At 71.0% G+C, this 10916-nt stretch carries 9 protein-coding genes and 1 pseudogene; 7 read left to right on the top strand and 3 right to left on the bottom strand.

Annotation, left to right across the window (positions count from 1 at the left end):
* Nucleotides 1–173 precede the first annotated feature (173 nt).
* The 4 genes and pseudogenes from AB0I98_RS39490 to AB0I98_RS39475 form a co-directional block, all read left to right on the top strand.
* Nucleotides 174–1025, top strand: a pseudogene (locus tag AB0I98_RS39490) (NAD-dependent epimerase/dehydratase family protein); the annotation flags it as partial.
* A gap of 110 nt (nt 1026–1135) precedes the next feature.
* Nucleotides 1136–2407: a sensor histidine kinase gene (locus tag AB0I98_RS39485; RefSeq protein WP_362950338.1), complete on the top strand. Its 1272-nt coding sequence runs from the start codon at nt 1136–1138 to the stop codon at nt 2405–2407.
* Nucleotides 2392–3045: a response regulator transcription factor gene (locus AB0I98_RS39480; protein ID WP_362950337.1), complete on the top strand. Its 654-nt coding sequence runs from the start codon at nt 2392–2394 to the stop codon at nt 3043–3045. The genes AB0I98_RS39485 and AB0I98_RS39480 overlap by 16 nt, the downstream gene beginning before the upstream one ends.
* A 175-nt stretch (nt 3046–3220) precedes the next feature.
* Complete coding sequence (locus tag AB0I98_RS39475) at nt 3221–4777, top strand: DUF1996 domain-containing protein (protein ID WP_362950336.1); 1557 nt, start codon at nt 3221–3223, stop codon at nt 4775–4777.
* Nucleotides 4778–4851: 74 nt separating this feature from the next.
* Here the strand turns inward: AB0I98_RS39475 and AB0I98_RS39470 are convergent, their stop codons facing one another.
* Nucleotides 4852–5280, bottom strand: coding sequence for a hypothetical protein (locus AB0I98_RS39470; RefSeq protein WP_362950334.1), 429 nt, complete (start codon nt 5278–5280; stop codon nt 4852–4854).
* A 117-nt stretch (nt 5281–5397) separates the two neighbouring features.
* On the opposite strand from AB0I98_RS39470, the gene AB0I98_RS39465 reads away from it, so the two are divergent.
* The 3 genes from AB0I98_RS39465 to AB0I98_RS39455 all read left to right on the top strand — a co-directional run bounded on the left by AB0I98_RS39465 (nt 5398) and on the right by AB0I98_RS39455 (nt 8793).
* Nucleotides 5398–5886 (top strand): tetratricopeptide repeat protein, encoded by a 489-nt coding sequence (locus tag AB0I98_RS39465; RefSeq protein ID WP_362950333.1) that lies wholly within the window; start codon nt 5398–5400, stop codon nt 5884–5886.
* A 150-nt stretch (nt 5887–6036) separates the two neighbouring features.
* On the top strand, nt 6037–7962 hold the full coding sequence (locus AB0I98_RS39460) for a hypothetical protein (RefSeq protein ID WP_362950331.1): 1926 nt from the start codon (nt 6037–6039) through the stop codon (nt 7960–7962).
* Nucleotides 7963–8103: 141 nt separating this feature from the next.
* Nucleotides 8104–8793 carry a TetR/AcrR family transcriptional regulator gene (locus AB0I98_RS39455; protein ID WP_362950329.1) on the top strand — a complete coding sequence of 230 codons (690 nt, stop codon included), beginning with the start codon at nt 8104–8106 and terminating at the stop codon, nt 8791–8793.
* Nucleotides 8794–8876: 83 nt separating this feature from the next.
* Here AB0I98_RS39455 and AB0I98_RS39450 read toward each other — a convergent pair whose 3' ends face one another.
* Nucleotides 8877–9233 (bottom strand): 5-carboxymethyl-2-hydroxymuconate Delta-isomerase, encoded by a 357-nt coding sequence (locus AB0I98_RS39450; RefSeq protein ID WP_362950327.1) that lies wholly within the window; start codon nt 9231–9233, stop codon nt 8877–8879.
* A gap of 28 nt (nt 9234–9261) precedes the next feature.
* Entirely contained in the window at nt 9262–10881 is a 1620-nt protein-coding gene (locus tag AB0I98_RS39445; RefSeq protein ID WP_362950326.1) for a fused response regulator/phosphatase, read from the bottom strand.
* Nucleotides 10882–10916: the final 35 nt, after the last annotated feature.

Below are 10916 nucleotides of genomic sequence, written 5' to 3'. Positions count from 1 at the left end.
GGCCATCAGCCGGCGGCCGGTCTGGAGTCCGCCGGTGAAGGAGACGAGATCCACGTCCGGGTGGTCGCCGAGCGGGGGGGGGGGCGGGGGGGCCGGGCCCCCGGGCGCGGTGGGGGGCCCCGCGGGCCCGCCCCCCCCCCCCCCCGGGTGGGCGGTCGCGCCCCGCCCCCCCCACCGCACCCGACGGGCTCACCGCCCTCGCAGAGGGCGAGTGGGACGCCGTCGTCGACACCTGGTCGTCGGCGCCACGTGCCGTACGGGACTCGGCGCGGCTGCTGCGGGGCCGCGCCGGGCGGTACGTGTATGTGTCGAGCTGCTCGGTGTACGCCTGGCCGCCCGCCGCCGGATACACCGAGGACGCGCCCCTGGTCGAGGGCGCCTCGGCCGACGCGGAGGCCACCGACTACGCCCGCGACAAGCGGGGCGGCGAGCTGGCGGCCGTGGCCGGGTTCGGGGCGGATCGGTCACTGCTCGTGCGCTCCGGGCTGATCCTGGGGCCGTACGAGAACATCGGGCGGCTGCCGTGGTGGCTGACCCGGATCGCGCGGGGCGGCCCCGTCCTGGCGCCCGGTCCGAAGGATCTGCCGCTGCAGTTCATCGATGTCCGCGATCTCGCCGAGTGGATCCTCGGTGCGGTGGAGCGGGAGCTGAGCGGACCGTACAACCTGATCGGTCCGCCGGGTCATACGACGACGGCAGGGCTGCTCGAGGCGTGCGTGCGGGCGACTGGAGCGGCGGTCGAGCTGCGCTGGACCGATCCGGACGTCGTCCTGGGCGCGGGCGTCGAGCCGTGGACCCAGCTGCCGGTGTGGGTGCCGCCGGACAGCGACCTGCACGCGGCGCTGCACGGCGCCGACGTGTCCCGTGCGCTCGCGACGGGCCTGGTCTGCCGCCCCGTCGCCGAGACGGTCACCGACACGTGGACCTGGCTGACCAGCGTCGGAGGAACAGCCCCTCAGCGCCCGGACCGGCCTCCGGTCGGGCTCGATCCGGAGGTGGAGGCGAAGATCCTCGGCGGCCCGTAGCCACACAGGTCCTGCACGGCCGGTAGCCCCCCAGGTGTACCTGGCACCACCCCCCTGTCCGGGCCCTTACCCCAGTGACCGGCCCTGTCCGCTCGGCCAGACTGACGGGCATGGACATCGACACGAGCACGACGAAGGGTGCCGTGCGCTCTGGAGCGCGGGGCATGGGACTGGCGGCGGTGCGGGGGCTCGGGCTCTCGCTGGTGGTGTTGCCGGGGGCGATCCTCTGTTACGTGCTGACCGTGGTGTCCATCGCGCTCATCCCGATCGGGGTCGGCATCGTCACCACGCCCTGGGTGCTCACCGGAGTGCGGGCCTTCGCGGACTGGCGGCGCGTCCTCGCGGCGGAGTGGTGCGGGGTGCGGATCCCGTCGGCGTACCGGCCGCTGCCGAAGGACGCCAATCCGTGGACCCGTACCTTCGCGATGCTCCGGGACCCGGCGACCTGGCGGGACCTGCTGTGGCTGAACGTCGACATGTCGGCGGGCTATGTCACCGCGCTGCTGCCGGCGGCGCTGCTCCTCTACCCCCTGGAAGGGTTCGCGATCGCGGCGGGTCTGTGGCGGGTGCTCCCCGACGGTTACTGGTACGGCTTCGTGCAGGTCACCGGGCAGGCCTCCGCACTCGGCGCGGCCGCACTGGGCCTGGTCCTGCTGTTCTTCGCCCACTTCTTCAACACGCGTCTGCTGACGGTCCACTTCAAGCTCACCCGAGCCGTCCTCGCCCCCAACCAGGGCGAACTCGCCGAGCGGGTCCGGGTTCTCACCGAGACCCGCCGGGACGCCGTCGACACCTCCGCCGCCGAACTGCGCCGCATCGAGCGCGATCTGCACGACGGGGCACAGGCCCGGCTGGTCGCCATGGGCATGGACCTGGGCACGATCGAGATGCTGCTCGACAAGGACCCGGAGCAGGCCAGGCAACTCCTCGCGCAGGCCCGCAAGTCCTCCGTCGAGGCCCTGGCCGAACTGCGTGACCTGGTCCGCGGCATCCATCCGCCGGTGCTGGCCGAGCGTGGCCTGGGCGACGCCGTACGGGCGCTGGCGCTGCGGCTGCCGGTGCCGACCGAGGTGACGGTGGAGCTGCCCGGGCGGGCGGACGAACCCGTCGAGTCGGCGGCCTACTTCGCGATCAGCGAGGTGCTCACCAACGCGGTCAAGCACGCCGACGCCGACCGGATCTATGTCGACCTCCACCACACCGACGGCATGCTGCGGATCTCGGTCACCGACGACGGCAGGGGCGGCGCGGTCATCGGCGCCGGTTCGGGTCTGGCGGGAGTGGAGCGCCGACTGGGTACATTCGACGGCGTCCTGGCCGTCAGCAGTCCCGCGGGCGGTCCCACCATGGTCACCATGGAGATCCCTTGCGCGTTGTCCTAGCCGAAGACCTGTTCCTGCTGCGCGACGGACTGGTCCGGATGTTGCAGGCCTACGACTTCGAGATCGCCGCTGCCGTCGAGACGGGCCCCGAGCTGGCCCGCGCGCTGGCCGAGCTGGAGCCGGACGTCGCCGTCGTCGACGTACGCCTGCCGCCGACCCACACCGACGAGGGCCTGCAGTGCGCGCTCCAGGCCCGCCGGGACAGACCCGGGCTGCCGGTGCTGGTGCTCTCCCAGCATGTGGAGCAGCTGTACGCGCGTGAGCTGCTCGCCGACGGCAGCGGCGGGGTGGGGTATCTGCTGAAGGACCGGGTGTTCGACGCGGAGCAGTTCGTGGACGGCGTACGACGGGTCGCGGCGGGCGGTACCGCGATGGACCCGCAGGTGATCCAGCAACTGCTGTCGCGGCGGGAGGCCGACGACCGGCCACTGGGGCGGCTGACCGCCCGGGAGCGGGAGGTGCTGGAGCTGATGGCGCAGGGCCGCTCGAACGCGGCGATCGCGGCGCAGCTCGTCGTGACCGAGCGGGCGATCGCCAAACACACCTCAAATATCTTCGCGAAGCTGGGACTCGAGGTTTCGGACGACGACAACCGCCGTGTCCTGGCGGTTCTCGCCTACCTGGACCACGGGCACTGATCCTGGGTGATCACAACTCCCGTGCAGTGTGGGGGAGTTGAGGGCGAATTGTCGCTTCAGTCTCTCACCAATTTCTGAGACGGCTGAACACTCCTGGGACCTCCTGCGTATGGATGGGAGCCGCTTCACTCCTGTCGGGCGTCTCGCTGCCCCGCAAGGAAGTCAGAGGAGTTCCATGGGACGCAACACACGAAAACGCCGTACGCCGCTGGCCACCAAGGCCATTGCCGCATCGGCAGCCCTAGCGCTCGGTGGGGGCGGGCTGATATGGGCGAACTTCTATGCCTCTGCGCATGAGGAGAACTCATACGGAAACCAGACCAGGTCGGCCGGCGCCCAAGTCGCGACGATCAACTGCCCTGACGTCGGTCAGCAGCTGAACGACGTGCCCGAAGGTGCACGCCCCGGCGTCGCCAAGGAGCTGGCGCTGCTGGACAGGCAGGTCACAGATGCCTACACGCGTCTCGCGGAGACGCGCCAGGCCCAGGCGGGGGACGCGAGCTACGTCAACAACGCGATCCTCGGCCCGCTGAAGTCCAAGCGGGTGGCCACCATCGACCGGATGAACATCAACATCCGGAACGCGGGCGGTCAGCCTCCGCAGGGGGCCGAGCAGCTGGCCGAGTGCCAGGGTGTGCCGGCCGACCAGATCAACAACGGTGGAGACCAGGGCCAGGACCAGGGCGATGGCCAGGATCAGGGTCAGGACCAGGGTGACGGTCAGGACCAGGGCCAGGACCAGGGTGACGGTCAGGATCAGGGCCAGGACCAGGGTGACGGTCAGGACCAGGGCCAGCAGGGCGGCCCGGTGGCGGCCGACTTCCAGGACATCACGCAGGTTCAGCCGAACGGCGGCCCGCAGGGTGTGAACGGAAACGGTCTCCCCGCGAACGGCGACTCCGGTTCCACGGGCACCTTCACCACGAGCTGTGGCACCAACGGGAACGACAACCACAACTCGGACAACGTGATCGTCGCCCCGGGTGTCGACAACGGTGCGCAGCACACGCACGACTACGTCGGCAACCAGGACAACAACGCCTTCACCAGCGACGAGCAGTTCCTCCAGGCCGACACCAGCTGCCAGAACCAGGGCGACAAGTCGTCGTACTACTGGCCGGTGCTGCGCCTGCAGAACGGTGAGGACGAGTTCGACGCGAACGACCTCGGTGGCGGCGCGGAAGGCAACATCGGCCCGATCCAGGAAGCCACCCAGGCGGAGCTGAAGTTCGTCGGCAACAAGACGAGCGATGTCGTCGCGATGCCGCAGGCCCTGCGCATCATCACCGGTGACGCCAAGGCCTTCTCCAACGGCCTCGCCAACGCCAACACGAACTGGAGCTGCACCGGATTCGAGGACCGGCAGCTGACGGACAAGTACCCGATCTGCCCCGAGGGCAGCTCCGTGGTGCGGACGTCCAACTTCCAGAGCTGCTGGGACGGTCAGAACATCGACAGTGCCAACCACCGTGACCACGTGGCCTTCGTGCAGGCGGACGGCAGCTGCCCCGATGGTTTCCAGGCCATCCCCCAGCTCCAGGCCCGTCTGGTCTACGACGTTCCGGCCCCGCAGATCGAGAACGGACAAGTCGTGAACCCGTTCGCGGTGGACGGCTTCCCGACGGAGCTGCACAAGCCGATCACCGACCACAACGACTTCATCAACTTCTTCGACGAGGAGACGATGAACCAGATGGTCGAGTGCATCAACAGTGGCCAGGATTGCCAGTAGCAACCCGGTAGCACACCAGGAAGCCGGCGGTGGGAATTCCCACCGCCGGCTTTCGTCTGTCCGGGCTCGCGCGATCAGCTGTGGTGACCGCCCTTGTTGTGACTGCCACCGGGGTTCATGTGCTCGGAACCCTCCTCCATGGTCCCGCCCAGCTTGCTCTGCAGCGTCGTGACCGTCTTCTCCTGGCCCACAGCGACCCACTTGCGGCCGACGAGGTAGTAGCCGCCGTAGTCCTTCGCCCCGTTCAGCCACTCGCGCTGGCCGCGGTCGGTGGCGAAGGTGGCGAGGACGTACTTCTCCTTGCCGGTCTTGCAGATGGCCTGGCGGATCTCATCGGCGTCGGTCTGCATGTCCGGCTTGCACTTCGCCTCGGCGGCCAGGTGCTCCAGGCTCCCGGTCGCCGTCTCCGGTACGGCCGCCTGGTCGTCGCCGGAGCCGCAGCCCGTCAGCGCCAGTGCCGCCGCCGCGCCGACGAGCGCGAGCATCGGTCGGGTCAACCTCATCTGTTCCTCCGGTACGGGCATAGGTAGGGCACATGCCGAAGTCGGATACGGCTCCCGCGTGCGAAGCACTCAAAATGATCGGTGTCACACCGGACACACCTGTGCGAAGGTATGCCGATGACCGAGGACTGGGAAGAGCGTGTGGCCGCCGCGTGGGCCACCTTCGACGACTACCCCGAGGACCGGGCCGCGGATTTCCGGTCCGTGATCGACACACTCGTCGCCGAGCTTCCCTCCGGCAGCCCACTGGGCCCCTTCGAGCAGGCCTGCGCCTGGGACTCCACCGGCCACTCGGACAAGGCGGTACCGCTGTACCGGGAGGCCCTGGCCCTCGGGCTCACCGGCTACAACGCCCGTCGCGCGAAGATCCAGCTCTCCAGCTCCCTGCGGAACATCGACCGGGCGGAGGAGGGCGTCAAGCTGTTGACACCGGAACTGGACGCCCCGTCCGACGAGCTGGACGACGCCGTACGAGCGACTCTCGCCCTGTGCCTGTCCAGCCTCGGGCGGGATCGAGAGGGCCTGTCCCTGGTGCTCGGTGCGCTGGCGGCGCATCTGCCGCGGTATCAGCGATCGATGGCGAACTATGCGGCGGCGCTCCGCTAGGGGGCGGTGATTCGCCTGCGGGCCGGTGGGGGCTGGTCGCGCAGTTCCCCGCGCCCCTTAGGGGCGCTATCCGCACCCGGCGTCAGCAGCGCCCCCTTTAGGGGCGCCCCGCGTTGGTAACCAGCCGTCGATTCGCTCGTTTTGCTGAACGTGCAGTCACAGGATGTCGCCCCGCGCCCCACTCCCGCCGCCTCGTCCGACGGGCCCGTCGTCGATGTCGAGCAGGCCGAGGCCGCGCTCGTCGAGCACTATCCGCGGCTGGTCCGCCTCGCGTACCTGGTGCTGCCGCCGAGTCTCGGCCGCAATCGGCGCGTCCTGACCGCCCACGCCCTCACTCAGCGTGCCCTGCCCCGGCGCCGCGCCTCGGCGTCCGTGATCCCGGCCCAGTCGACGGGACGGGACGGCGACCCGGGCTACTCCTTCGTCCGTCTCCAGGTGCTGCGTACGGCGCTGGAGGCGGGCCTGCCGCTCACCTTCAAGGCGTGGCCCAAGCGCTCCCAGCTGCCCCCGCTGCTCCCCCAGGTATGGGGCCTGCGCCTGTTCCCCCGCTCCGGCGGCGCCGACGAACTCGCCCTGGACCAGCGGCTGTCGGCCCTGTCCGCCCCGGCCCGCGCCGCGTACGTACTGCGCGGCCTGGAGCGGCTCACGGACGGCGACGTACACAAGGTGCTGACCGCGGCCGGCGTCACCGACCCGGACGCCGCGCTGGCCGAAGCGGACGACGTACCGGCGCAGAACGCGCTGCTCGACTCCCCCGAGTTCGACCCCTGCTCGCTCCAGGCCAGGCCCACCGATCTGATGCGCCGCAGGCAGCACGGCAAGGCCGCGCTCGTCGCCGCCGCGGCGCTCGCCGTGTGCGGGGCGCTGCTCGGGCTGCCCGGCGACGGCTGGGGCCCCGACGGCGCCGCCGCACCGTCGTACGCGCAGAACCCGTCCGCGCAGGCCGCACTCGACCCGGCGAAGCTGACGAAGGTCGCCCCGACGGCCTGGCGGTCCTCGGCGCGCACCGACTTCTCCGTCTGGCCGGCACGCGGCGACCGCACCGACGACCGCGCGCTCCTGCGCCGCGCCCTCGCCGTCTGGGCCCGCCCCGGCGAGTCCGTCCGCGTCTCGGCCACCCCCGCCACTCCGACCGGCGGCCCCGCCGGACCACCCCAGCTCCTCTATGCGGGAACCATCGACACCGCGCACGTGGTGCTCCTCTACGACGGTCTGCGCGTCGTCCGCTATGCCGAACCGAAGGACGGCACGAGCGGCGCCGCCCTCGACTTCGGGCGGGCCGACGGTGCGACCCGCGCGGAGGCCGGCGCGGTGGTGCTCGCGCGGACCGACGGCAACGTCCGTTATCTGACGGCTCCTTGGGTGACCGAGGCGGCCGAGCGGGACCTGATGCAGCCGCGCTCGGGGGCGATGGAACTGGGCCTGACCGACGGTGTGACCGCCCCGCTGGCGAGCCCGGGCGGGCAGAACGGCGCGTGCACGTCCTGGAACGTGCTGCAGGTGACGGACGTTTCGGGCACCCGGCTGATGACCGACCTCGGCGAACTGGTCCCGGCCCATCTGACCACCGGGAAACCCGGGTACACGAAGGAGGCGTCCGGCGCGCAGGCGCTGCGCACCTGGTCGCCGATGGCGTGCTCGCTACAGGCGGTGCGATCGCAGGGGGTGCGGTCGGTGAACGCCTGGGAGTACGCGCGTCAGTCGCTGCCTGCTGCGGGAGGCTCGGCCGAGTGGGTGTGCACGCGGGCCGAGACGTGGCGGGGCGGCGGGGCCCGGGTGCTGGCCCAGTTCCACACCCCGGGCGGGAGGTACGGGGCGGTGGCGGCGAAGGCCGAGAACTCTCCGGCGTGCGGCCCCCGCGACCCCCACGTGCTGGCCGGGGTGTTGTGGCGTTCGGAGGCAGGGGCCTGGTATCTGCTGGCCGCCGGCAGCAGGGACACCGCTTCCATCAACGTGTCCGGCGGGGTGAGCGGTTCCGCGAAGGGCTATCTGCTGGCGGCGGCGGCGAAGCAGGGGGCTCAGGCCCGGCTGAAGGGGACGCTGCACGACGGACGGACGATCAACGGCCTGCACTGAGTACGGGATCTAACTCCATTGCTGCGAACGGCACTTGACCGCCAGAAGTGATCGGCTGGTGCTGGATATGTGATGGGTTCATGTGAACACGGCGGTCGGTCCGGTCCGTTCGGGGCCGGATCCGATCGGTAAGGTGTTCGCATGAGTACCGGGGTACGTCGCAGAATGGGCGTCGAGGAGCGGCGGCAGCAGCTGATCGGGGTCGCTCTCGAACTCTTCAGCAGCCGCTCGCCCGACGAGGTGTCCATCGACGAGATCGCGTCCGCTGCGGGCATCTCACGGCCGCTGGTCTACCACTACTTCCCCGGCAAACTCAGCCTGTACGAGGCCGCGTTGAGGCGGGCGTCGGACGAACTGGCGGGCCGGTTCGTGGAACCGCAGGAGGGTCCGCTGGGGGACCGGCTGCTGCGGGTGATGCGCCGGTTCTTCGACTTCGTGGAGGAACACGGGCCCGGTTTCTCGGCGTTGATGCGCGGCGGCCCGGCGGTCGGCTCATCGACGACGAACGCGCTCATCGACTCCGTACGGCAGGCCGCGTATGTCCAAATCCTTTCGCATCTGCGCGTAGAGGATCCGCCCGCGCGACTGGAACTGGTCATCCGGTCCTGGATCTCGCTCGCCGAGTCGACGGCCCTGATCTGGCTGGACGGCCGGCGCATTCCGCGCGCCGAACTGGAGGCCCAACTCGTCCACGACTTCGCCGCGCTGGCCGCCGTGAGCGCCGCCTACGACGACGAGATGGGCATGCTCCTGCGCCACATGCTCAAGGACGAACCGATCGACGGCCCCTTCAACGACCTGGTCACCCGCCTGATCGCGCTGGCGTCCTGAAGAGCGCCCCGAAGGGGCGCGGGGAACGGCGCGACCAGCCCCCACCGGCCCGCAGCAAGCGAACCGCCCATCCAGCGGAGCGCCTAGCCGTCGAACTTCCGGTACGAGGGGTCGAGGTCGCGCACCTCCGCGGAGGCATGCAGCGCCAAGCCCTCCCCCGGCTTCACATACTGCTTCAGCAACTCCAGGACTGCTTCCGTGAGTTGAGTCTTCGTCTCGTCCGTGCGCCCGGCGAGCAGCCCCAGGGTGACATGGACGACCGCGTGCCCGTCGGCGTCGGGGCCGACCGTGGTGTCCTCGGTGCGGCGGAACTGTGTCTTGCACGCCGGCGGCTTCGCGGCCGCGATCTCGACCACGGCCGTGTGCAGCGCCTGAGCGAAACCGGGGCGGTCGAAGTCGTCCGCGAGCTGCTCCGAGTAGTCGACGGTGATCTGCGGCATGGGCACTCCTGTTCTGGGTCGGCAGGGCTCACCCTAGCCGCAGCGCCAGCATGGCGATGTCGTCCTCGTGGTCGTGGCCGAAGCAGGCCAGGAGGGTGTCGCACAGCGCGGCCAGGCCGGGCGGGGCACCCGCGGCGGCCGCGCGGAGCTGGTCCATCGAGGCCTCCAGGTCGATGCCCCGGGTCTCGATCAGTCCGTCGGTGACCATGAGGAGCCGGTCGTCGGGGTCGAGGATCAGCTCGGTCGGCGGCGGGTGGTGCAGGCCCACGCCGAGCAGCGGGCCGGACGCCTTGGCGTAGTCGGCGCTGTCGTTGTCCCGGATGATCAGCGGCGGGATGTGGCCCGCGTTGGCGATCCGGGTGCGCCCGGTGCCCGGGTCGATCAGGACCAGGCAGACCGTGGCCGTGACCTCGGGGTGATAGTGCTGGAGCATCCGGTCGAGGCGCTCGGCGAGCACGGCCGGGTCGCTCTCCTCGACGCAGTAGGCGCGCAGCGCGTGCCGGATCTCGACCATGACCGTGGCCGCGTCCAGCGAGTGCCCGACGACATCGCCGACGGCGGTCAGCATGCCGTCCTCGGTGCGCAGTGCGGCGTAGAAGTCGCCGCCGATCTCGGTCTGCCGGGACGCGGGCACATAGCGGACCTCGACGTCGATGCCCGGCAGCTCGGGCAGCCGGTGCGGCTGGGGCAGGAAGCTGTGCTGGAGGGTGAGGGCGACATGCCGCTCGACCTGGTACATCAGCAGCGGCTCGGCGGCGAGCGCGGTGGCCTGGGCGAGCCGGGCCACCAGGGTCTCGTCGGCCGGGTTCACCCTGTTCATCCCCCGGGTGGGCATGGCCAGGCAGACCGCGGCCTTGCCGTCCTGGGTGCGGATCAGCGCCAGCCGGGCGTCGTGCTGCACGCCGGGCCGGAAGAACCCGGCGGGCCACAGCGGCGCGGGCACGGTGGTGATCCGTACGCCGTCCTGTCCCCGGGTGAGCCGACGCAGCAGTGCGGCCACGGTCCGGTGGGCGCCCTCGTCCGGGAGCGCGAGGGAGGTGCGGTCCCGGGAGGTGGCGCGGTACAGCTCGTCGTCCGGGCCGAGGACGAAGACGGCGGCGGGCGAGCCGGTGAACCGCGCGGTGCCGTCGGCGGCGGCTTCGGCGAGTTCCTGCAGGGAGCGGGCCGCCTGGATGGTGACGATCGTCTCCGACAGCATCATCAGCCGCCTGGCCTGCGCCTGGTCGTCGGCCCGCAGCCGCGCCGCGCGCACCGCGGCCCGGATCACCGCGTCGATCTCCTCGGGCTCGGCGGGCACTGTCACATACGCTTCCCCGCCCACCTCGAGGCTCCGGCAGCGGTCCTCCATGGAGCCGGCGGTGGCCGAGAAGTGCACCACGGGCAGGCCGGCCATGTGCGGCCGGGCCTTGATCCGGCGGCACAGCTCGAAGCCGCTCATGTCCGGCAGGTCCACGTCGATCAGGGCCACATCGGGCAGCATCCCCTTGCGCCGCCGTACATCCAGTTCGACGAGCGCCTCGTTGCCGGTGGCGACCGAGACGACCTGGTGTCCGGCGCGGCGCAACATGGCGCCCATGGCGTACCGGCTGGCCGCCACGTCGTCGACCACCAGCACCGTGGTGTCGGTTCGCTTGCCGTTGACGTCCATGTGTCAGCCCTTGGGACAGCACCGGTGGGGCAGAC

The organism is Streptomyces sp. NPDC050211, from assembly GCF_040656035.1.
GTDB lineage: Bacteria > Actinomycetota > Actinomycetes > Streptomycetales > Streptomycetaceae > Streptomyces.
Note: the sequence above shows the minus strand (reverse complement) of the source record. Positions and strands in the feature narration are given on the sequence as shown.